Source organism: Uliginosibacterium sp. 31-16, from assembly GCF_030730865.1.
GTDB lineage: Bacteria > Pseudomonadota > Gammaproteobacteria > Burkholderiales > Rhodocyclaceae > Uliginosibacterium.
On sequence record NZ_JAVALZ010000001.1, the window covers coordinates 1 to 22,433 of the forward strand.

The window sequence follows — 22,433 nt, forward strand, 5'->3', positions numbered from 1 at the left end:
AATGGCACGGATTTCACCGGCACCACCACCGTCACCATCCCGGCCGGCGCAAGCTCTGCGGCGTTCTCCATCCCGGCTATTCAGGACAGCCTTGGAGAGGGCAACGAGAGCTTCAATGTCTCGATCACCTCTGCGAGCGGTGGCTACTTCGAAAATCTGGCCGTAGCAAGCAGCAATTCGGTCACAACCACGATCATTGACGACGACATTCCGGTCGTCTCTTCCGTGAGCTCAGGTTCAGTGGCTGAAGGTAGCTACAACACTTTCACTGTCACGCTGTCCAATGCGTCAACCACCACTACGACAACCACACTGGCCCTGACTTCGGGCACCGCCACTGTCGGCACGGACACCAGTACGGTCGAGTACTCCACGAATGGCGGTACGAGCTGGAACACCTATTCCACAGGGGTGTCGGTTCCTGCAGGCGCGACCTCCTTCCTGGTACGTGTAGCCACTGTTGCCGACTTCATTCATGAGGGCAATGAAAGCTATACGCTTACCGCGACGGCCAACAGCGGCTCGGCCGTTGGCGGCGGTACGATCACCAACGTCAACCATGCTCCGACGGCGCTTGCCGATACGGTGCCGGTGAATGAAAACGCAAGCGTCACCGCAACGGCGACAACCGGCGTACTAGCCAATGACACGGATGTCGACATCGGCGACAGCAAGACGGTTTCGGCGGTGAGCTTCGGCGCTACAACTGGCACAGTCGGGTCGGCGCTCACCGGCACCTACGGCACCCTCACGCTCAACGCCAATGGTTCGTACAGTTATTCGGCCAACACTGCCGCCGCGGAAGCTCTTGGCAGCGGCGTAACCGCTACCGACAACTTCAGCTACACGGTTCGCGACGCCTCTGGTGCAACATCGACCACCACGCTGGGCTTCACCGTAACCGGAGTGAATGATGCACCGAGCACTACAGGTGCTTCTGTGACCAGCAGCGAAGATACGGCGAAAACCCTGAGCTGGGCCAACTTCAACATCACTGACGTGGACGGCGGCCCATCCCAGGCCATCGTCATCACTTCGCTACCTGCCAACGGAACCCTGCAGTACTCCACCAACGGCGTAACCTGGACCACCATCAGCGTCGCCGGGCAAACCGTCCTGAAGTCCAACATCGACGCAGGCTATCTGCGTTTCGTCCCTGCCAGCAACGAGTCGGGCATCGACGCTTATGGCGGTACCGGCACGGGCAACAAGCAGGCCGACTACGCCAGCTTCACCTATCAGCCCGTCGACGGTGCCAGCAGCAACGGCACCGGCAATACCGGAACGATGACCATCGACATCACTCCGGTCGCCGATGCGCCCAACCTCTCGCTGGCCGTCGGCACGCCGGCCTACACCCAGACCTCGACCTCCTCCGGCACGTCTATCGGCTACGACACCTACTCGGTGAAACTCAGCTCCGCACTGACCGACACGGATGGCAGCGAAACTCTTTCGAGCATCACCCTGACCGGCGTGCCCTCGGCTGTCAGCTTCAGCGCCGGCACCAAGCAGGCAGATGGCTCCTGGACCCTGACGCAATCCCAATTGTCTGGTCTGACCATGACAGTCGCCAGTGGCACGCCCGCTTTCGACCTGACAGCCAGGGTCACCAGCGCGGAAACCGCCAATCCCGGCAGCACATCCACCAGCACAAGCACGCTTCATGTCGACACGAATCACGCCCCCGTCGCGGTTGCCGATACGGCTATTGCTGTCGAAGCTGGAGGCACAGGCAATGGCACTGCGGGGACCAATCCGAGCGGCAACGTCCTCACCAATGACCTGATCATCGACACAGGCGAGGCCAAGGCGGTCGCCAGTGTCGCCTACGGCAGTACAACCGGCTCTGTCGGCAGTGCGCTCACAGGCGCTTATGGCTCACTGGTTCTGAATGCAGACGGCACGTACACCTACACGGTAGATAACACCAACACGACGGTTCAGGCCCTGCGCACCAGCAGCAACACACTGACCGACACCTTCACGTACACCGCCAAGGATGCGTCCGGCACGACTTCGGCTCCTGTGTCTTTGACGGTCACCATTCAGGGGGCCAATGACGCACCGGTTGCTAATCCAGACGTCAACCTGGTCACCCGAACCGGTTCAACCAATGTCTCCGTCGCTACCACAGTCGCCACGGGAGTACTGGCTAACGACACTGATGTGGATAACGGTGATACCGAGCGTGTCTCGGCCATTACCAAGGGAGCCACGACCCAGGCCATCAGCGCAGGAGGCTCCACGACAATTGCCGGCACTTACGGCAATTTGACGATCTATTCGGACGGGCATTACACCTATACAACGACAGGATCAAGGCCCAGTTCCAACGTTCAGGACACGTTCACCTACACCGTACGGGATTCAGGAAATCTGGAATCTCAAGCCAATCTGGTCATCACCGTGGACCGCGCCAACGCTGCGCCAACAGCGACCGCGGGAGTTGTGACAGGCACGGAGGACACCGCACTGGTCTTCAGCTGGAGCAACTTCAACATCAACGATGCCGACGGAGTGAGTTCCGCTCTGGGCGTCAGCATCCGATCCGTACCCACGGACGGGCTCCTTCAGACGTCCACGGATGGTGTGACCTGGACCACGATCACCGCCGCGAGCGACGGTTCTCCTGTCACTGTGTCCAAGAGCACTATCGATGCTGGTTATTTCCGCTTCGTGCCGGATACCAATGAATCCGGCAGCGATGCGTATGCAAACAGCGGAACTGGAAACATGCTGAAGGACTATGCGACCTTCAACTATCGGGGCACGGACGGAATCACCACCAATGGCACGAACGTGAGTATGAGCATCAACATCACGCCTGTGGCCGACGACCCGATCATCAAGGTCGGCGGCGTATCGGTGATCGACGGCACCGTGCAGATTGCCACGCCACCAGCAAGCGAAGGTCTGACAGTACGCCAATACAACAACGTCAGCACGGTCTCGACAGGAGACGTCGATACGGCCACAGAAGTCCTGAGCTTGCTGACCAGGCTCGATAGTGCCACCGTAACTTCGAGCACTGTTTCAACGGCGCCCCAGAATTACACGGCGGGCAGCGGCTCTCCATCAGGCATTCCGACCGATGGAGCCTATCGCACAACGGGCCTGATCTACATGGAGGCAGGCCACACCTACACCTTCAGCTCCTATCAGGACGACACGGCCTTGCTGAGCATCGGCGGCACGGTCGTGCTGGCCAAGGCCTACAACAGCTGGGGCAACATCACTGCCTCCACTTACTCTCCGACGGTCAGCGGCTACTACACCATTGACTGGGCGGTCTATAACGGGGACAGCGTCGGTGCATTCAAGCCTTACCTGAGCGTCGACGGCGCCACGGCGCAGGATCTCACCGCCGGCAATTTCAAGATTTACGGCTCGATCGCCTCGCTCGAAGCGGCGGGCGGCACGCTGCACGGCGACTATTTCGCCGTCAGCGGTTCGGGCGGCTACTATCCGGTCAACAACACTTCGGTCGAAGACACCGTCATCAAGCTGTCGCCGATCACCGTCACGTTGGCTGACTCCGATGGGTCGGAAGTGCTGGCCAGCGTGGTCGCCCAGAATCTTCTCGTCGGGAGCGTCCTGTCGGATGGCACGAACAGCTTCACAGCCACCGCCGGCACGACCTCGGTGGACATCACCAGCTGGAATCTGGCTACGCTGACGATCAAACCACCGCTGAACTTCTCCGGCGATTACGCTTTGAGCCTGGTGGCGACGAGTCGGGAGACTGCTACCAACGCCACGTCCAGCAATACAACCACGATCACCATTCCGGTCGCGGGGGTGGCGGATGCCCCGACCGCCGTTGCAGATACCGCGAGCCTGACCGAAGACTCGGGGACTTACCTGGCCAGCGGTAATGTGCTGGCCAACGACAGCGATCCGGATGGTGACGCGATCAGCCTCAGCGCGGTCAACAACCAGACCGCCCTGCTAGGAGTCGATGTCGCTGGCGCCTACGGCTACTTCCATCTGAATGCCAACGGCAGCTATACCTACTCCTTGCTCAACGACAACGCCCGCGTCAATTCGCTGAACAGCGGCGAAAGCCTGACCGACCAGGTCAGCTACACAGTGACCGATGCCACAGGCCTGAGCAGCAGTTCGACACTGACCGTGACGATCATTGGCAGCACTGACAGCTACACCACCGCCAATACCATCACCGGCACCATCGGCGCAGACAGTCTCACCGGCACGAGCAGCGCGGACCTGATCCACAGTCTGGCAGGCAATGATTATGTCGAAGCCGGTGCCGGCAACGACGTGGTTCGCTCCGGAGACGCGGCCACAACCGCGACACAGGCTCAGCTGGCTGCATCCACATTCATGACCACCGCCGATGCCGGCATGACCAGCAGCACCGGTCTGCTGAACGTCGCCGACGCAAGCAACAAGGGGCACGGTGATCTGGTCAACGGCGGGGACGGCAACGACGCGCTGATCGGAACCGGCAGCGGCAGCCATCTGTTCTATGGTGGCGCCGGCGACGATTATCTGATCGGGGGCAGCGCCAGCGATGCGTTACGTGGCGGCGCCGGCAGCGATCGCATTGACGGCGGCGCGGGCAGCGACGTGATGCGCGGCGATCTGGGCGCGGACGTATTCGCCTGGTCGCTGGGCACGCAGGCGGCTACGGCCGGGACCACATTGGCAGGCGCCGGCAACATCTACGGCGTGGCAGACGGCGTCAATCTCGCCGGCACGTCCGATCTGGTCACCGACTTCAGCAAGGCGGAAGGCGATGCGCTGGATCTGCGCGATCTGCTCGTCGGCGAAAGTCATCTGGGGCTGGACACCGGCAACCTCAGCAACTACCTGCACTTCGAAGTATCGAACGGCAACACGGTGGTTCATGTCAGCACGAGTGGCGGCTTTGCGAACGGCAACTACGACGCCACCCGGGAAGATCAGACCATCGTGCTGCAAGGCGTCAACCTGCTCAACGACGGCGCGGCGACCCTGCTCAACGACAACGCAGTCATTCAGGACATGCTGAAAAACAACCGTCTGATCGTTGATTGACGCTAACGCCCCTTCTCTCAAACCCGGCCTTGTGCCGGGCTTTTTTCTGGCGTGAACAGCAACTCACACAAACAGACTGAAAGACCATGACCTTGAAGACCCGCATGCAGACTTGATCTTCAGGCATACGTCCCGTTAACGCCCACCCAGCATGGCTTTCAGGCAAGCATGGCTGAAGATTCAATCCACAAGCGGCTCTTCAGGCAGGCATTCTCTGACCCGCAATCACCAGTCTGCCAGCTGCACGCCGACGCCCAGCGTATTCTGGTGAATGTTGTAATCCATCAGGCTCTCCCCGTAGCCGTTGAACCACTGCACGTACCCACGCATGCGTGGCGAATTCGGCAGCGGAAAACTCCAGCCGAGCTGGATCGCCCCCCGGTTGTCACGGCCCTGCAGGTTGTTGCGCAGGAGCAGATCCAGGCTGTGGCGACCAAATTTTCGGCCGATGGAAAGGTCGAAATTCCCCATATAGTGGTTGATGTCAGGGTTGTCGTCGGTGCCCGGGTCCTCCTTGATGCGCAGCCAGGGACGCAGCATCGCGGCATACTCGCCGCGTTCGAACACCAGCCCGCCCATCACCCGGTTCCAGCTGCGTGAAAATTCCTGGCCACGGCCATTCGACTGATGATTCAGGCCGACGCTGGCACCCACCAGATTCCAGCCCAGCACGGATTTGTTCACGGGATACTGATACCAGAGTTCCGGCTCGTAATTGGTCTCGCGAAACGGCTTCGAGGCCGGAGCGTTGTAGAGTTGCCAGAACGAGCGCTGGGTATAGCCCGCCATCAGGTCTCCATCGGAACCGAAGGCATCCAGCAGCAGGGGAAACTTGAAGCTCAGCTGAAACTTGGCTTCAACTTTCTGTGCATGGTCGCCCGACGCATCGACATCCTGACTGAACGGGGCGCTGCTCGGCCGACGCTGATCGTAACTGAGCGGCAGCAGGTAATTGATCCGGTGCGGAGTCAGTGCGTAGCGCTTGCCATAGCCGCTTTCCTCCTCCTGCAGACGTCGTGTGACGACGGCAGGTGGCTGTGCCGGAGCAGTCGCCGGCACTTTCTCCGCACAGGCCGCCTTGATCTCACCCACCGTGGTTGCCTCACTGGACGTAGCCAGATGTTCCAGCAAACACCGCTCCCTCGTGTCATCCGCAGTCGCCAGGCTCGTCACCAGCAACAAGCCAAGCCCCAGCCAATATTTCATGTTCACTCCTGTTCCTAGTCGATGTCCGGTCCATCCACCCGCTCCTGGCGAAGCGTCTTGCTGCTGCCGTGCAGACAGCCTCCGCTGCGACCCCAAACCACAGCGTGATGGATGTCACACTGCCCGAACCGTCCGTCCCGGCCTGCTGCCGCTGCCCTTCCGGCCCGCGATTATTACGTAACGAACTGGCAGAATTTCGGGATTGAGATAAAAGTCGGTAAAACAGGCAGGCACTGTTTTCTTCGACCGCACCGGGGATTGGTCATGTCAGCAAGCAAGAAAATACTCGTCGCTGCCGCAGCAGCTGTCATTGGCTTGGCCGCAGCAGGTGGCTGGTGGTGGAAAAGCCATCATGCCAGCACCTCGAGCGCAGGGGGCGATGCCGTCATCGCTCAGGCTGACGGCCCCTTTTCCGCCACTGCATGCCAGCCCCGCCTGTTTGAAGATCAACCTGCGCTGGCCGTTGTGTTCTCCGAACCACTTGAACGCGGCCAGTCCTTCGACAAGATCCTGCAGGTGGTGGATCTGGGCCGCATTGATGGTGGCAAGGACAGCAGCGAAGAAAGCGCCACCAGCAAGATTGATACCGGCAAGAATGCCGCCCAGCCGGGTGACAAAATCGTGCAGGGCAGCTGGGTCATTGGCGACAACCCGCGCGTGCTGGTCTTCCCTTACATAAAGCCCCAGCGCAATTACCGCATCAAGGTTGCCGACAGCCTGAAGGCAGCCAGCGGCGCCAGGCTCGCCGAGGCCAGAGATTGTCAGGTGGCCACCGAAGAGATGCCTCCGTCCTACTACTTCGCCAGCAAGGGCACCATCCTGCCAGCGAAGCAGAACGGCGGCCTGCCGGTAGTGACCGTCAACGTGCCGGAGGTAGACGTCCAGTTCCTGCGCGTGGAGCCGGCACAACTGCCCCGCTTCATCGAAACCGTCGTTGGCAGCCGTTCCAGGCCAAGCGACGAGGAGAGCGAAAACAATGGCGAGGGCGAATATGAAGGCGACTACTGTTACGACTGCTACGGCAGCGACAACAAGAAACTGCAAGGCCAGACCTACAACTGGCAGCTGGACAAGCTGCGCGAGCTATCCAGCAGCGTTTATGCCGGCCGTTTCCTGACCAGCGACAAGCAGAATGCACGCAAGGTCACGCATCTGCCGGTGGAAAGCATCAAGGAACTGCAGGAGCCGGGCATCTACATCGCCGTGATGAGCCAGCCGGGCCGTTTCCGCAATGATTATCAGGTCACCTACTTCTACGTGACCGACATCGGATTGCATGCTCACCGCAATGGCCAGCAGATGGATGTGTTCGCCACCTCCCTGACCAGCGGCAAGGCAATCGGCGATGCCGAAATCGAGGTCATCGACGCCAATGCCAAGAGCCTCGCCAAGGGCAAGCTCGACGGCGATGGCCATGCCCTGCTGAGCGGCGTGGCGGACAGTGCCCACCTGCTACTGGCGCGGCGTGGCAAGGAACTGGCCATCGTAGCCCTGCAGGCTCCAGCGCTGGACCTTTCCGAATTCGACATCGGCGGGCATCTGCCGCGCGATGCAAAGCTCTTCCTGTACTCCGGGCGCGATCTGTACCGCCCCGGCGAGAAGTTTGAGGTTTCCCTGCTGGCCCGCGATGCCGCCGGCCACGTGCTGCCCCCCGCACCAATCCAGGCCATGCTCAAGCGCCCGGACGGCAAGAACGTCGCCACCATGAGCTGGTCTGCCGACAGCAAGATCCCTGGCTACGTGCGCCGCACCATCAGCCTTCCCGCCGATGCCCAGACCGGACGCTGGTCAATCGAACTGCGTGCCGACCCTGCCGCAAAAGCGGCCGACACGGTATGGACCTTCCAGGTCGAGGAGTTCCTGCCCGAGCGCATGAAACTGGACTTGAAAACCGACAAGGGGCCGCTGACCGGCACGGCGGAGTTCAGCGTCAAGGTTCAGGGAGACTATCTGTTCGGCTCGCCTGCGGCGGGCAACCGCCTGCTTGGCAGCGTGGCGGTTGAGCGCGCAATCAATCCACTGGCCAGCCAGTGGCCGGGCTTCATCTTCGGTGATTTCGCTGATGACAGCCGCAAGGGACGCAGCGAAATGGAGGAGACCGCCCTCGATGAACAGGGCCGAACCAGCGTCGCCATCCCCTTTGACGCCAAGGGAGCGCGCTCCCCATTGAACATTCGTGCAGCCCTGAGCCTGCTCGAGTCCGGTGGCCGGCCGGTAGTGCGCTCCATCGAACGCGTGTGGTGGCCGGCTACACAGCTGATTGGCGTGCGCCCCGAATTCGATAGTCATGTCGCACGGGAAAACGCCCCTGCCAGCTTCGAGCTGATCCGTGTCGGCACGGACGGCAAGCTTGCCCCACTGAATGAGGCCGCCTTCCGCCTGTATCGTGAAGACCGCCAGTACTACTGGCGCTTTGATGATCAGAAAGGCTGGAATTCCGGCTTCACGGAAACCGAGGAACTGGTGCAGTCCGGCAAGGTGGCACTGAAGCAACGTGGCAAGCTCGCCCTGCCCGTGGGATGGGGGCGCTACCGCCTCGAAATTGCCGACGCGCAGACCGGCCAGACCCTGCGTTACCGCTTCTACGCGGGCTGGAACGCGCAGGATGCCGAGAGTGTCGGCAATCGCCCGGATCGTGTACAGGTCAAGCTCGAAGGGGCCCCGGTCAAACCGGGTGACAGCGTCAAACTCAACATCGTGCCACCGCATGACGGTGAAGCGCTGGTTGTGGTCGAAGCCGACAAGGTGCTGTGGACCAAGCGCATTTCCGTTTCCACGTCCGGCACCAGCGTGACGATCCCGGTCGACAAGAGCTGGAACCGCGCCGACATGTACATCTCGACGCTGGTGTTCCGTCCCGGCAGCCAGGGCGACCGCGTCACTCCAGCACGCGCGCTGGGCCTGGTGCATCTGCCGCTGCAACGTGAGGATCGTCGCCTGAAGGTACAGGTCACAGCACCCGACAAGGTCCTGCCCGAGAAGAAAACCACGGTGAAGGTGAAAGTCGACAACATCGCCGGCAAGCAGGCCATTGTCACTCTCTCGGCGGTAGATGTCGGCATTCTCAATATCACCCGTTTCAAGACGCCCGACCCGTTTGACTTCTTCTTCGGCAAGCATCGCTACGCACCGGAACTGGTCGACCTCTATGGCAAGCTCATCGAGAAGATGGAAGGCGACAAGGGCAAGCTCAAGTGGGGTGGCGACGCCGGCATGCGCGACAGCAAGAGCATGCCCAAGAAGGTCAAACTGGTCGACCTGTTCTCTGGCCCGGTCGCCCTGAACGACAAGGGTGAAGCCGAAATCACGCTGGACATCCCGGACTTCAACGGCACCCTGCGTCTGATGGCTGTCGCCTCGACACCGGACAACTACGGCGCCGGAGATCGCGAAATGGTCGTCGCGGCCCCCATCGTAGCGGAACTGGCAATGCCACGTTTCATCGCGCCGGGCGATCAGGCCACCATCGCGCTGGACGTGACCAATCTCTCGGGAAGCCCGCAGGAAATCAGCATCCGGCTCTCAGCGGAAGATCCGCTGAAGATCCGTGATGGTGAGCGCACCGTATCGCTCAAGGACAAGCAACGCAGTACCCTGCGCTTCACCGCCGAGCCGACCGATGCCTATGGTCTGGCACGCATCCGTCTGGAGGTGAAGGGCAGCGGCGCCAAACCGGTCAGCATCGTGCGCGAATCGGCCCTGCAGGTACAGCCGCCAATCCCGCTGGCCCGTGAAGTACGCCGGGCAAAGATTGAAGCAGATGGCAGCTTTAAACTTGATCCGACCTTGGCTGACAAGTACTTCAAGGCCTCCAGCACGGTGTCGGTCACCGTCTCCAATAAACCGCCGCTGAATGTGAACAGCATCGTCAAAGGGCTGCTCAACTATCCCTACGGCTGCCTGGAGCAGACCACCAGTGCGGCCTATCCGCACATCTACATTGATGAGGCCGCCGCCAAGGCCATGGGTTTCGAGGGGCGCACGCGTGAGCAACGCGCCCAGTTCATCGAAGGAGCCATCGGCCGTATCGCCGGCATGCAGGGCGCCAAGGGCGGCTTCATGCTGTGGGGAAGCGGCTCCTACGAAACCTGGCTGACGCCGTATGTAACCGGTTTTCTGATGGATGCCCGCGCACAGGGCTTCAACGTACCGGATGCCATGGTCAAGCGCTCACAGGAATGGATGCTGGCCACACTGCAAACCGCCCCCAACAGCTTCCCCAGCGTGCCCGCCACGCTAAAGCCGGATGAGCAGGGCCGCTACAAGTATCAGGATGCCGATCTGCTGCGCAACGGCCATCAGCGCTTTGCCGAGATGGCTTACCTGGGCTTCATGCTCGCCCGCGACCAGAAGGCGCCTCTGGCTACGTTGCGCATCCTCCATGACCAGTTCCGGAATCGCGCCAGATCGCCACTTCCCCTGGTGCACCTCTCGCTGGCCCTGCAGATGATGGGAGACTCGGCCCGCGCCAAGGTGGCGCTGGAAGACGCCATGACCCGCCATTACGGTATCCAGCCCGAGGGCAGCTATTACTGGGGCGAATGGCTGGGCGACTACGGCAGCCGTACACGCGATCTGGCCTTGTCCTACGCCCTGCTGACCCAGTACAAGGTCAAGCATCCGCGTGTTGAAAATCTGCTTTTCGAACTGGCCGACGGGCTGGGCAATCGCTCATGGCTGTCCACACAGGAGCGCCTGAGCCTGTTCCTCGCTGCCAATGCGCAGGGCGTGGGGGATGCCAAGGCAGAATGGACGGCAATCCTTAAACAGGGAGAAACCGCTGCCACCCTGACTTCACGCAGTAGCGAGATCCGCAGCATCAGCGTCGCAGCATTGGCCAAGGGTGTCAGTCTCGACAACAAGAGCGGCATCCCGCTCTTCGTCGAGATCGAAACCAGCGGCTACCCGCTCAAGCCGCCGGTACCGAAAAACGACGTGATCGAACTCTCGCGCGACTGGTTCAATACTGATGGTTCGGCCTGGCGCGGCGGGCCGCTGAAGGTCGGTGACATGCTGATCGCCCGCGTCACCGCCACGGCCAAGCAGGCCATTGAAGACGGCATGATCGTCGACCACATCCCGGCCGGGCTGGAAGTCGAAAACCTGAACCTGTCGCAAGGTCCGCAAGCCGGCGAATTCACGATTGGCAACGTCAATGTCGGTCAGGCCATGAGCGACGAACGCATCAAGCACCGCGAGTACCGCGATGACCGTTTCGTGGTGGCAGCCAAGCTCGGGCCACAAAAACTGACCCTGTTCTACATGCTGCGCGTCGTCACGCCAGGCACATTCACAGTGCCAGCCAGTTTCGCAGAAGACATGTACCGCCCGGAATTGCGCGGCGTAGGTAGCCTCCCGTCGCCTATAACGGTTGTAGACCCCAAGGGCACAGGAAAATAAAATCCATGATTACGGAATGGGCTTTTACTCTTGAACGCCCTTCCGTCTCTCTGCAGAAGGAAGAATGAAATGGGAATCCTTGACCAACTTCGCGCCATTCTCGGCAAAAATGATGCGGCTTCAATTGAAGCAGACATCACACCACTGCCACTGGAACGCCGCGCACGACCGCGCGTGAATGCACGCGAAGGAACACGCGTACTGGTGATCGACGACTCTCCGACTATCGTCGCGGTATTCCGCAAGATCCTGCGTACCGCCGGTTACGTCACGCTGGAAGCCATGGATGCCGAGCGCGGAGTGGAAATGGCGCGCACCGAGCGGCCAGACCTGATTTTCCTGGACATCGTGCTACCCGGCATGAATGGTTTTGCCGCCCTGCGCCATCTGCGCCGCGACCCGCAAACCCGCGACATTCCAATCATCATGATCAGTGGCAACGAGCAGGCAACCGAACAGTTCTTCGGCACCCGCATCGGTGCGGATGACTTCATGAAGAAGCCCTTCTCACGTTTCGAGATTTTCGCCCGCATCGAACGTCTACTGGATGAAAACCAGATCCCGCGCCGCATGCCGATGAATCACGACGCTCCGCCCCCAACACCGGCAGGTGCTCCCTCGCCCGCCCCGGCCAGCGCCGACTTCAAACAACAAAGCGCCTGAAACCAGGCAGACGAACAGACCGTGCAAAGCGGGGCGACGAGCCCCGCTTTTGCGTTCACGCGAGAGGAATCATTCCAGCCAGATCAGTGACGCCTGTCGGCCGGTCTGTGTGCCATCGCGCCGCGCCGAGAAGAAATCAGCCGTCTCAGTAAAGGTGCAGCGATCTCCACCATACACTTGGGTCACTCCAATGGCCGCCAGACGCTGGCGCGCCAGCAGATAAAGATCCGCCTGCCATTTGCCCGGCGCCTTGCCGGAAACGAAGGCTGCCTCGGCTTCGGGCAGATGCGCCACGAAAGCTGTGCGCACTTCCTCACCCACCTCGAAAGCAGGCTGCGAAATGGCCGGGCCAAGCCAAGCCATGAGCGTATCGGCTCGCGCCTGCATGGCTTTGACTGAATTTTCCAGCACACCTGCGGCCAGACCCTTCCAGCCTGCATGGGTAGCTGCCACAGCCGTGCCCTGCGTATCGCAGAACAGCACCGGCAGGCAGTCCGCCGTCATCACCGTGCAGATCCGGTAAGGCATGCGCGCCACGGCCGCATCGGCCTGCGCATCAGGGCAGGTACACGCGGCGTTGACCACCGTCGCACCATGCACCTGCTCCAGCCACAAGGGCTCCATCGGCAACTGTTCGGCGAGCAAGGCGCGATTCTTCAGCACAAGCGCCAGATCATCACCGACATGCTTGGCGAGGTTCAGCGCGGCATATGCGCCGGTGCTGACACCGCCGTGACGGGTCGTGAAAATCGCCCGCACATTCTTGGGCGCGGGCCAGTCGGGGGTGATGAGTTGCAGATCGGGCATGAGACCAATCCCCTGTGATTGGGTCTGTGGGAGCGACGTCCTCGTCGCGAAGCAGTCTTTCGCGACGAGGACGTCGCTCCCACACAAGACGGATCGCGGCCAGAGGCCGCTCCTGCATTATTTGCGGTACTCAGCCGAGCGCGCGTGCGCCTGCAGGCCTTCACCATAAGCCAGCGTGGCCGCCACCGGTGCCAGTGCTGCGGCGCCGAGAGGCGACATATGAATGATGCTGGTGCGTTTCTGGAAGTCGTAAACCCCCAGCGGCGAGGAGAAACGCGCGCTACGCATGGTCGGCAGCACATGGTTAGGCCCGGCACAGTAATCGCCCAACGATTCGACCGAGCAGTGCCCGACGAAGATCGCGCCTGCGTGGCGGATTTTGTCAGCCCAAGGTCCGGCGTCTTCGATGGCCAGTTCAAGGTGTTCCGGCGCGATGTGATTGGCAATCGCGCAGGCCTCATCCAGATCGGCCACCTTGATCAGCGCGCCGCGGTTGGCCAGCGAGGCGGCGATGATGTCGCGGCGCTGCATCTCCGGCAGCAGCTTGATGATGGAAGCCAGCACCGCATCAATGAAAGATTGGCTGGTGCACAACAGGATGGACTGGGCGATTTCGTCGTGCTCGGCCTGAGCAAAGAGATCCATCGCCACCCAGTCCGGATTGCCCGTGCCGTCCGAGATGATCAGCACTTCGGATGGGCCGGCCACCATGTCGATACCCACCGTGCCGAACACGCGGCGCTTGGCTTCGGCCACATAGGCGTTGCCGGGGCCGACGATCTTGTCGACCTGCGGAATCGTCTGCGTGCCGTAGGCCAGCGCGGCGACGGCCTGCGCGCCGCCGATGGTGAACACGCGATCCACGCCGGTAATTGCCGCAGCAGCCAGCACCAGCGGGTTACGTTCGCCCCACGGCGTCGGCGTGACCATGATCAGCTCGCTCACACCCGCCACCTTGGCGGGAATCGCGTTCATCAGCACCGAGCTTGGGTAGCTCGCCTTGCCCCCGGGCACGTATAGCCCTGCGCGATCCAGCGGAGTGACTTTCTGACCCAAGCGCGTGCCGTTGGCTTCGGTGAAGCTCCATGACTCCAGCACCTGGCGCTGATGATAGCTGCGCACCCGATCGGCCGCACACTCAAGTGCAGCGCGGCTTTCGGAAGGGAGGCCGTCGAGAGCGGCTTGCAGCGCGGCTCTCGGAAGCTCCAGCGCGGAAACATCCGCCACGCCCAGCTGATCGAAACGATTGGTGTAGCTCACCACGGCCTGATCGCCATGCGTACGCACTTCACGCAGGATCTCCATGACGGCCTGTTGCACATCGTTTGAAGTACTCGTGTCGTAACGCAGCAGCGCGTTGAGCGCTTCACCGAAGTCCGGCGCGCCCGCATTCATGAAGCGAATGGTATTGGCCTGGCTCATGGCTTCACGGCCCCCGCGAAGGCCTCGATCACGGGCTGCAGCAGTTCGCGTTTCATCTTCAACGCGGCCTGATTCACGATCAGGCGCGAGCTGATCTGCATGATTTCTTCTACTTCCACCAGCTTGTTGGCGCGCAGCGTACCGCCAGTCGACACCAGATCGACAATCGCATCCGCCAGCCCAACCAGCGGCGCCAGCTCCATCGAACCGTAGAGCTTGATCAGGTCGACGTGCATGCCCTTGGCGGCAAAGTGCTCGCGGGCGATCTTGATGTACTTCGAGGCCACGCGGATGCGCGCACCGCGCTGCACGGCGGCGCTGTAATCGAAATCAGCCCGCACGGCCACACTCATCCGGCACTTGGCAATGTTCAGGTCCACCGGCTGATACAGGCCGGCACCGCCATGCTCGATCAGGGTGTCCTTACCGGCAATGCCCAGGTCGGCCGCACCGTATTGCACATAGGTCGGCGTATCCGAGGCGCGCACGATCACCAGCCGCACTTCCGGGCGATTGGTGTCGATGATCAGCTTGCGCGAGGACTCCGGATTCTCGGCCGGTTCGATCCCCGCAGCCGCCAGCAGCGGAATGGTTTCTTCAAAGATGCGGCCTTTCGACAGGGCCAGGGTAATGCCGTTGAAAGTACTCACGCTCGCCATCCTCAGTTCATGCGACGCACACGGGCGCCCAGTGCTGCGAGTTTCTCTTCCAGCTTCTCGTAACCACGATCCAGATGGTAGATCCGATCCACAATGGTTTCGCCTTCCGCCACCAGCCCGGCGATCACCAGACTGGCCGACGCGCGCAGGTCGGTGGCCATCACCGTGGCGCCCTGCAGCTTGGCCACGCCGGTCACGAAAGCGGTGTTGCCGTCGATCTTGATGTCCGCGCCCAGGCGCTGCAGCTCCACCGCATGCATGTAGCGGTTTTCGAAAATGGTTTCGCGGATGATCGCCGAACCCTCGGCCACACAATTGAGCGCCATGAACTGGGCCTGCATGTCGGTCGGGAAGGCAGGATACGGCGATGTGCGCAGGCTCACCGCCTTCAGCTTCGCCGGCGCCTTAATGTGAATGGCATGACGCTCGGAAACGATGTCACATCCGGCGTCCATCAGCTTGTCGATCACTGCATCCAGATAGGCGGATGAGGTATCCACCAGACGCACGTCACCGCCCGTCACGGCCGCAGCGCAAAGATAGGTTCCGGTCTCGATCCGGTCGGGCATGATGCGATGCGTCGTGCCGTGCAGGTGATCAACGCCCTTGATGCGGATCACGTCGGTACCGGCACCGGAGATCTGCGCACCCATGGCGACGAGGCAGTTGGCCAGATCGACCACCTCCGGCTCACGCGCGGCGTTCTCGATCACCGTCACGCCCTCGGCCAGACAGGCCGCCATCATCAGGTTCTCGGTGCCGGTCACGGTCACCATGTCGGTAAACAGACGCACGCCCTTCAGGCGCGGCGACTTGGCCAGCACGTAACCATGCTCGACCGACACTTCCGCGCCCATCGCCTGCAAGCCCTTGATATGCTGATCCACCGGGCGCGCGCCGATGGCGCAGCCGCCGGGCAGGCTTACCTTGGTTTCGCCGCAGCGCGCCACCAGCGGGCCGAGCACGAGGATGGCTGCGCGCATGGTCTTCACCAGCTCGTAGCTCGCCACCGGATTGCTGATCTCGGCCGCGTGCAGCGTCACCGTATCGGCATTGCGCTCAACCTTCACACCCATGTCGGCCAGCAGATGCAGCAAGGTAGCGATATCCTTGAGTTGCGGCACATTGGTGAAAGTCACCGGCTCGGCCGTCAGCAAGGCGGCACACAGGATTGGCAAGGCCGCATTCTTGGCACCGGAAATGCTGACTTCACCACTCAGGCGGGCACCGCCTGCAATCAAAAGCTTATCCATGACGACTCAATCAAAGGGTTTTCTGGAACTCGGCCCATTGGGCCGGGGTATAGGTGGTGAGCTGCAGCGCGTGAATCTCGTTACCCATCAGGCTGCCAAGCGTGGCATACACGGCCTGATGCTGGCGCACGCGCAGCTTGCCTTCAAATTCTGGACTGACGACGATGCCGGAGAAATGCACACCATCCTCGCCTTCGATGATCACCGTCTCACAAGGCAGCCCCTGCTCGATCAAACGCTGGATTTCACTGGCCTGAAACATTTTCAACCTCTCAATTTGTAACCGCGCCGCAGCATCTGCAGGCTCAACACGGTCAGCGCCAGCCAGGCGCAGCCGACGATGGCAAGACTCAGCCAGGGTGAGGCATCGGACTGACCGAAGATGCCATAGCGGAAGCCGTCAATCATGAAGAAAAACGGATTGATGTGCGACACCTGCTGCCAGAACACCGGCAGCGAGTTGATCGAATAGAACACGCCGGAGAGCATGGTCAGCGGCATGATCAGGAAATTCTGGAAGGCCCCGAGCTGATCGAACTTGTCGGCCCAGATGCCGGCCACCAGACCCAGCGAACCCAGGATTGCCGCCCCCATCAGCACGAAGGCCAGCGCCCACAGCGGATGGGCGACGCCAGACCAGCTGAAGAACAGCGAGGCCAGCCACACGCCAAAACCCACGACCAGCCCGCGCACGATGGAAGCCAGCACGTAGGCGGCGTAGAACTCGCGATACGAGATCGGCGGCAGCAGCACGAAAATGATGTTGCCGTTGATCTTGCTCTGGATCAGCGACGAGGAACTGTTGGCAAACGCGTTCTGCAGCACGCTCATCATCACCAGTCCGGGGATCAGGAAGCTGGTGTAGCTCACGCCCTCGAAGGGCTGCAGGCGCCCTTCCAGCACGTGGCCGAAAATCATCAGATACAGCACCGAACTGAGCACCGGCGCAGCTACGGTCTGGAAGCTGACCTTCCAGAAACGCAGCATTTCCTTGTACAGCAAGGTCAGAAACGCCGTGCTCATGCGCCTTCTCCCTCCATGATCTCGATGAAAGCCTGCTCCAGATCGGGCTTGGCGATCTCGACCTCAAGGATTTCAGCGCCCGCTTCACGCACCGTAGCCAAGAGGCCTTCGACCTGAGAGTGGCTTGCGAAGGGAATCTCCAGCCCCCCTGCCTGAAGAACCGCATCCCGCGCGGCGAGCGAGGCAGGCAGGCTGGAGAGGCCCGCTACGCGCAGCTTCAGGGCATGGTGGCTGACGCGACTCAATAGGTTGGGCGTGGAGTCCAACGCCACGACGCGACCGGCCTTGAGCATGGCGATGCGCCCGCACAACTCTTCAGCCTCTTCAAGGTAATGGGTGGTCAGCACAATGGTGTGCCCCGCCTCGTTGAGCTTGCGGATGAAGGCCCACAGGGTCTGGCGCAGCTCGACATCGACGCCGGCGGTAGGCTCGTCGAGCACGATCACCGGCGGCTTGTGCACCAGCGCCTGCGCCACCAGCACGCGGCGCTTCATGCCGCCGGAGAGCTGGCGCATGTTGGTATCAGCCTTGGTGGTCAGATCGAGGCTGGCGAGCAGTTCGTCGATCCAGTCGTCGTTCTTGCGGATGCCGAAGTAGCCGGACTGGATGCGCAGCAGCTCGCGCACCGAGAAGAAGGGGTCAAACACCAGCTCTTGCGGCACCACCCCGAGGGCGCGACGCGCCTCACGGTAATCGGCGATCACGTCGTGACCCATCACTTGGATCGAGCCTGCGGTCAGACGCTGCAGGCCGGCCAGGCCGGAGATGAGCGTGGTCTTGCCGGCGCCGTTGGGGCCCAGCAGACCAAAGAATTCGCCCTGCCGGATTTCGAGGTCTACACCAGCCAGAGCCTGCAGCGAGCCAAATTGCTTGACCGCCCCGCGCACCTGGATGGCGGGGGTATCAATGCTCGGCACTTGCTGCGTTTCCGGCTTCAGGGAAGAGAAGAGGCGTTACCCCATACAGGCTGGCCAGGCTGACGAAGGCTGTCGGAGCGTCGGCAATCTGCAGCGTCTTGCCGGCAGAGCGGGCCGCCCGCATCCAGCCCAGCACGACCGCCAGCGCAGAAGAGTCCACGGCCTCGATGCCCCCAAGATTGATGACGCGATCCGCCGCACTCACCCACGGCTCCCCCTCCAGCAGCAGCGCGGCGGCTGTCTGCTGGTTCATGGTGCCACTGACGAAAAGTTGGCCATCGCGTTCGCTGATCATCCTGAAATGCCTGTCAAATACTTACTTCTTGCCAGCTTCGAGCTGCTTGTTCTTCTCGCGCAGGCTCTTGATCAAGCCATCAATGCCACCGGCCTTGATTTCCTGCGAAAAGGTTTCACGGTAATTGGTCACCAGGCTTACGCCTGCCACCATCACGTCGTAAACCTTCCAGCCATCGGCCTTCTTTTCCATGTCGTAATCGATCGCCACCGGCTTGGCCCCGGGCTGCTTGATCTCGGTACGCACGATCACATCGGTGTCGGCCGCTTGCATGCGCAGGGGCTTGAAATCGATGGTCTGGTTCTTGTACTGCGCCAGCGCGTTGGAATAGCTGCGCACCAGCAGGGTCTGGAACTCGGCCGCCAAGGCGGTTTTCTGCTCCGCCGACGCACTCCGCCATTCACGCCCCACCGCCAGTGCAGTCATGTGCTGGAAGTCGAAGTGCTTGACCACCTTGGCTTCTACCAGATCGATGATGCGTTTCTGGTCGCCCGCCTGAATGGCCTTGTCGGTCTTGACGATCTCCAGCACATCCGTCATGACGCTGCGTGCCAGCACGTCCGGCGCTTCCTGCGCCATCGCCTGCACCGCAAACACACTCAACACCACGCACAACAGGGACTTGAACATTGCAACTCCTCTTTCAGGTTTCATTCGCCGTCGACCGGCATCGGTGACGAGGCATCCACCAGCACCAGATCAAACAGCCCGCGTTGACTGAGCATGCCCGGACCTTGTGGCTCCACCAGCGGGGCGGCACTGAAATCATCCTCGCGCGGCGGGCGACCGTCGTAAATCAGACTGCGACGGCGCTGCAGGTGAAAATTGCGCATGAATACATATTTGTCGAGAGCCGCCTCATCCAGCGCCCGCTCGGCACCCAGCAACTGGGCGCGCAGGTTGACCACCTTGGTTGCAGTCAGCCCGTTACGCACGGGGATGCGCTTGATCAGCGAATTCGGGTTATACGTCAGGCGATCCACGATCATGCCGCCGGTGTCACGCACCGTGCTCGATCCGAACAGCGGCAACACCATATAAGGACCGTCGCCCACGCCCCAACGGCCCAGAGTCTGGCCGAAATCCTCGTCGTGCTTCTCCAGTCCGATCTCGCTGGCAATATCAAAGAAACCGAGAATGCCAATGGTCGAATTCACCGCAAAACGGCCGAAATCACTGGCGCCATCCTTGGGTTTGCCTTGCAGCAGATTGTTCACGCCGATCCACACATCTTCGACATTGCCGAAAAAGTTGGAAATATTGGTGCGTGCCGGCAAGGGAGTCACGGCCTGATAGCCCTGCGCCACAGGCTTGAGGGCATATGTGTCAAGCTTGTCGTTGAAGACGAAAACCTTGCGGTTAACGCCCTCCCAAGGATCTGTCGGGTTGCCGCCCGTCGAAGCGCAACCGCTCAGCACCAGCAGCAAGCTCAGCAACAGGAAACCCGATTCACGAATTTTCACGTACCTATCCTCTGTATTACTTGTCGCCAGCGTTGCCTTTTTCGGCAGCGCTGAACATGAACTGACTGATCAGCTTTTCCAGAACAACGGCTGACTGGGTCTTCTTGATGACACCACCCGGCTCGATATTCTCCGGATCACCGCCGGGCTCAAGACCGATGTATTGCTCACCGAGCAGACCGGAGGTGTTGATGGTGGCAAACGTATCCTTGGGGAAGCGATAGCGGTCGTCCATTTTCATGGTGACCAGCGCCTGATAGTTCTGCGAATCCAGTGCAATCGAGTCGATACGCCCGACCACCACGCCAGCGCTCTTGATCGGCGCACGGACCTTGAGACCACCGATATTATCGAAGCGAGCCTGAAGGACATAAGGGCTCTGCAGCTTGCTGCTGCCGAGATTACCCACGCGCAGAGACAGGAAAAGCAGGGCCAGAACCCCGATCACCACAAAAATACCAACCCAGATATCAATGGTTGTGCGACGCATATCAGCCCCTGAACATGAGCGAGGTCAAAATGAAATCCAGCCCGAGAATGGCCAGAGAAGAAGTCACCACGGTTCGTGTGGTGGCACGCGACACACCTTCGGCGGTCGCATCGGAGTCATAACCTTCAAATACCGCAACCCAGGACACGGCGATCCCGAACACCATGCTCTTGATCACGCCATTGAGAATGTCGCGCTGAAAATCCACCGAAGCCTGCATCTGGCCCCAGAAACTGCCCGAGTCGGTGCCAATCATCACCACTCCAACCAGATAGCCGCCCAGCACGCCCATGGCCGAGAACAGCGCAGCCAGCAGCGGCATCGAGATCACCCCTCCCCAGAAACGCGGCGCGACCACACGGGCAATCGGATTCACCGCCATCATGTCCATCGCGTCGAGTTGCTCGGTCGCCTTCATCAGGCCGATTTCAGCCGTGATCGCCGAACCGGCCCGGCTCGCAAAGAGCAGCCCGGCCACCACCGGGCCCAGTTCGCGCACCAGTGACAGAGCCACCAGCACGCCCAGCGCCTCCTCCGAACCATAGCGTGCCAGCGTGTCATAGCCCTGCAGGCCCAGCACCATGCCGACGAACAGGCCGGAGACCAGAATGATGATCAGCGACATCACCCCGGAAAAATAGATTTCGCGCAGGGTCAGGTTGATGCGCCGGAAACTGCTGCCCGACAGCAGAATCAGCATGCCGAAGAATCGCGCCGCAAACCCCAAGCGCCATACGGCACTGATCGTACGGGAACCGATGAAACTGAAAAAGGACAACAGACCGTCAAGCACCCTGAGCTCCCAGCAAAGCTTCTTCATAAGGGTTCGCCGGCACCTGGAAGGGCACCGGGCCATCGGTTTCGCCCCACACGAACTGGTGCACCCAAGGGTCACGCGAAGCACGGATTTCATCCGGCGTGCCCTCGGCCACGACTTTGCCCTCGGACAGGAAATAGATGTAATCAACGATCTTCAGGGATTCCTGCACATCGTGAGTCACCACGATGGAGCTGGCCCCCAGTGCGTCGTTGAGCTTGCGGATCAGCTGACCGATCACGCCAAGCGAGATCGGGTCAAGGCCGGCGAAAGGCTCATCAAACAGCATCAGTTCAGGATCCAGAGCAATCGCCCGGGCCAGCGCCACGCGCCGCGCCATGCCGCCGGAGAGTTCGCTGGGCATCAACTGCGCCGAACCACGCAAACCAACCGCATGCAACTTCATCAACACCAGATCGCGGATGATGACTTCCGGCAACTCCGTATGTTCGCGCATCGGAAAAGCCACGTTGTCGAACACCGACATGTCGGTAAACAGCGCGCCAAACTGGAACAGCATGCTCATGCGCCGGCGCAAGGCATACAGCCCGGTACGATCAAGCTCTGGCACACTTTCGCCACACACCTTGAGCAGCCCGCTCTTGGGCTTGAGCTGGCCACCAATCAGGCGCATCAGGGTCGTCTTGCCACAGCCCGAGCCACCCATGATGGCCACGACCTTGCCCCGCGGCACATTCAGGGTCACGCCGTGCAGGACATCTGTCGCACCATAGCCGAAGCGCAGATCGCGCAAATCCACCAGGGAAGAGACATTGCTTGGGGTATTCAAGATTTTTCTTATTCCGGCAAACACCACTTGATTGGAGGCGGATTTTAGCATGCCATCACTACGTCAATGACGGGCACGTCGCGCGTGCGGCGGCCTGACGAGGCCTGCTGTGAATCAAAATATACATACATTCGTGCATGTATGTAAATCCCTTTGACCAAATTTGACCCCAGCGAGGAAATGGC

At 61.0% G+C, this 22,433-nt stretch carries 17 protein-coding genes; 3 read left to right on the forward strand and 14 right to left on the reverse strand.

What is annotated here, in order from left to right; translation table 11 throughout:
* Positions 1-5,043: VCBS domain-containing protein (locus tag Q9Q94_RS00005; protein WP_305977964.1), on the forward strand; the 5,043-nt coding region annotated here is incomplete at its 5' end.
* 225 nt (positions 5,044-5,268) lie between these two features.
* Here Q9Q94_RS00005 and Q9Q94_RS00010 read toward each other — a convergent pair.
* The gene (locus tag Q9Q94_RS00010) at positions 5,269-6,249 is read right to left on the reverse strand and encodes a phospholipase A (RefSeq protein ID WP_305977965.1); all 981 of its coding nucleotides are present in this window, start codon (positions 6,247-6,249) and stop codon (positions 5,269-5,271) included.
* 264 nt (positions 6,250-6,513) lie between these two features.
* On the opposite strand from Q9Q94_RS00010, the gene Q9Q94_RS00015 reads away from it, so the two are divergent.
* Positions 6,514-11,649 (forward strand): alpha-2-macroglobulin, encoded by a 5,136-nt coding sequence (locus tag Q9Q94_RS00015; RefSeq protein ID WP_305977966.1) that lies wholly within the window; start codon positions 6,514-6,516, stop codon positions 11,647-11,649.
* Between the two features lie 69 nt (positions 11,650-11,718).
* The gene (locus Q9Q94_RS00020) at positions 11,719-12,312 is read left to right on the forward strand and encodes a PleD family two-component system response regulator (RefSeq protein ID WP_305977967.1); all 594 of its coding nucleotides are present in this window, start codon (positions 11,719-11,721) and stop codon (positions 12,310-12,312) included.
* Positions 12,313-12,381: 69 nt separating this feature from the next.
* Here Q9Q94_RS00020 and pgeF read toward each other — a convergent pair whose 3' ends face one another.
* The 13 genes from pgeF to Q9Q94_RS00085 form a co-directional block, all read right to left on the reverse strand.
* Positions 12,382-13,119 carry a peptidoglycan editing factor PgeF gene (gene pgeF / locus Q9Q94_RS00025; RefSeq protein ID WP_305977968.1) on the reverse strand — a complete coding sequence of 246 codons (738 nt, stop codon included), beginning with the start codon at positions 13,117-13,119 and terminating at the stop codon, positions 12,382-12,384.
* Positions 13,120-13,236: 117 nt separating this feature from the next.
* Positions 13,237-14,541 (reverse strand): histidinol dehydrogenase, encoded by a 1,305-nt coding sequence (gene hisD, locus Q9Q94_RS00030; protein WP_305977969.1) that lies wholly within the window; start codon positions 14,539-14,541, stop codon positions 13,237-13,239.
* The gene (gene hisG, locus Q9Q94_RS00035) at positions 14,538-15,191 is read right to left on the reverse strand and encodes an ATP phosphoribosyltransferase (protein WP_371929802.1); all 654 of its coding nucleotides are present in this window, start codon (positions 15,189-15,191) and stop codon (positions 14,538-14,540) included. Before hisG ends, hisD begins: the two co-directional genes overlap by 4 nt.
* Before the next feature lie 11 nt (positions 15,192-15,202).
* Entirely contained in the window at positions 15,203-16,453 is a 1,251-nt protein-coding gene (gene murA / locus Q9Q94_RS00040; protein WP_305977971.1) for a UDP-N-acetylglucosamine 1-carboxyvinyltransferase, read from the reverse strand.
* Positions 16,454-16,463: 10 nt separating this feature from the next.
* The gene (locus Q9Q94_RS00045) at positions 16,464-16,715 is read right to left on the reverse strand and encodes a BolA family protein (protein WP_305977972.1); all 252 of its coding nucleotides are present in this window, start codon (positions 16,713-16,715) and stop codon (positions 16,464-16,466) included.
* 2 nt (positions 16,716-16,717) lie between these two features.
* A complete protein-coding gene (locus Q9Q94_RS00050) occupies positions 16,718-17,476 on the reverse strand; it encodes an ABC transporter permease (RefSeq protein WP_305977973.1) in 759 nt (252 codons plus the stop codon).
* Positions 17,473-18,384 carry an ABC transporter ATP-binding protein gene (locus Q9Q94_RS00055; RefSeq protein WP_305979456.1) on the reverse strand — a complete coding sequence of 304 codons (912 nt, stop codon included), beginning with the start codon at positions 18,382-18,384 and terminating at the stop codon, positions 17,473-17,475. The genes Q9Q94_RS00050 and Q9Q94_RS00055 overlap by 4 nt, the downstream gene beginning before the upstream one ends.
* Positions 18,380-18,688 (reverse strand): lipid asymmetry maintenance protein MlaB, encoded by a 309-nt coding sequence (locus tag Q9Q94_RS00060; RefSeq protein WP_305977974.1) that lies wholly within the window; start codon positions 18,686-18,688, stop codon positions 18,380-18,382. The genes Q9Q94_RS00055 and Q9Q94_RS00060 overlap by 5 nt, the downstream gene beginning before the upstream one ends.
* Positions 18,689-18,709: 21 nt before the next feature.
* Positions 18,710-19,318 carry a phospholipid-binding protein MlaC gene (locus Q9Q94_RS00065; protein ID WP_305977975.1) on the reverse strand — a complete coding sequence of 203 codons (609 nt, stop codon included), beginning with the start codon at positions 19,316-19,318 and terminating at the stop codon, positions 18,710-18,712.
* A gap of 20 nt (positions 19,319-19,338) precedes the next feature.
* The gene (locus Q9Q94_RS00070) at positions 19,339-20,151 is read right to left on the reverse strand and encodes a VacJ family lipoprotein (RefSeq protein WP_305977976.1); all 813 of its coding nucleotides are present in this window, start codon (positions 20,149-20,151) and stop codon (positions 19,339-19,341) included.
* A gap of 16 nt (positions 20,152-20,167) precedes the next feature.
* The gene (gene mlaD / locus Q9Q94_RS00075) at positions 20,168-20,641 is read right to left on the reverse strand and encodes an outer membrane lipid asymmetry maintenance protein MlaD (protein WP_305977977.1); all 474 of its coding nucleotides are present in this window, start codon (positions 20,639-20,641) and stop codon (positions 20,168-20,170) included.
* A gap of 1 nt (position 20,642) precedes the next feature.
* Positions 20,643-21,461 (reverse strand): lipid asymmetry maintenance ABC transporter permease subunit MlaE, encoded by an 819-nt coding sequence (gene mlaE / locus Q9Q94_RS00080; protein WP_305977978.1) that lies wholly within the window; start codon positions 21,459-21,461, stop codon positions 20,643-20,645.
* A complete protein-coding gene (locus Q9Q94_RS00085) occupies positions 21,427-22,248 on the reverse strand; it encodes an ABC transporter ATP-binding protein (RefSeq protein WP_371929803.1) in 822 nt (273 codons plus the stop codon). Before Q9Q94_RS00085 ends, mlaE begins: the two co-directional genes overlap by 35 nt.
* Positions 22,249-22,433 lie beyond the last annotated feature (185 nt).

What these genes read in the sequence shown, in the direction of transcription:
- Q9Q94_RS00010 (WP_305977965.1), bottom strand. Translation starts at nt 6,249, where the DNA reads ATGAAATATTGGCTGGGGCTTGGCTTGTTGCTGGTGACGAGCCTGGCG.
- Q9Q94_RS00015 (WP_305977966.1), top strand. Translation starts at nt 6,514, where the DNA reads ATGTCAGCAAGCAAGAAAATACTCGTCGCTGCCGCAGCAGCTGTCATT.
- Q9Q94_RS00020 (WP_305977967.1), top strand. Translation starts at nt 11,719, where the DNA reads ATGGGAATCCTTGACCAACTTCGCGCCATTCTCGGCAAAAATGATGCG.
- pgeF (WP_305977968.1), bottom strand. Translation starts at nt 13,119, where the DNA reads ATGCCCGATCTGCAACTCATCACCCCCGACTGGCCCGCGCCCAAGAAT.
- hisD (WP_305977969.1), bottom strand. Translation starts at nt 14,541, where the DNA reads ATGAGCCAGGCCAATACCATTCGCTTCATGAATGCGGGCGCGCCGGAC.
- murA (WP_305977971.1), bottom strand. Translation starts at nt 16,453, where the DNA reads ATGGATAAGCTTTTGATTGCAGGCGGTGCCCGCCTGAGTGGTGAAGTC.
- Q9Q94_RS00045 (WP_305977972.1), bottom strand. Translation starts at nt 16,715, where the DNA reads ATGTTTCAGGCCAGTGAAATCCAGCGTTTGATCGAGCAGGGGCTGCCT.
- Q9Q94_RS00050 (WP_305977973.1), bottom strand. Translation starts at nt 17,476, where the DNA reads ATGAGCACGGCGTTTCTGACCTTGCTGTACAAGGAAATGCTGCGTTTC.
- Q9Q94_RS00060 (WP_305977974.1), bottom strand. Translation starts at nt 18,688, where the DNA reads ATGATCAGCGAACGCGATGGCCAACTTTTCGTCAGTGGCACCATGAAC.
- Q9Q94_RS00065 (WP_305977975.1), bottom strand. Translation starts at nt 19,318, where the DNA reads ATGTTCAAGTCCCTGTTGTGCGTGGTGTTGAGTGTGTTTGCGGTGCAG.
- mlaD (WP_305977977.1), bottom strand. Translation starts at nt 20,641, where the DNA reads ATGCGTCGCACAACCATTGATATCTGGGTTGGTATTTTTGTGGTGATC.
- mlaE (WP_305977978.1), bottom strand. Translation starts at nt 21,461, where the DNA reads ATGAAGAAGCTTTGCTGGGAGCTCAGGGTGCTTGACGGTCTGTTGTCC.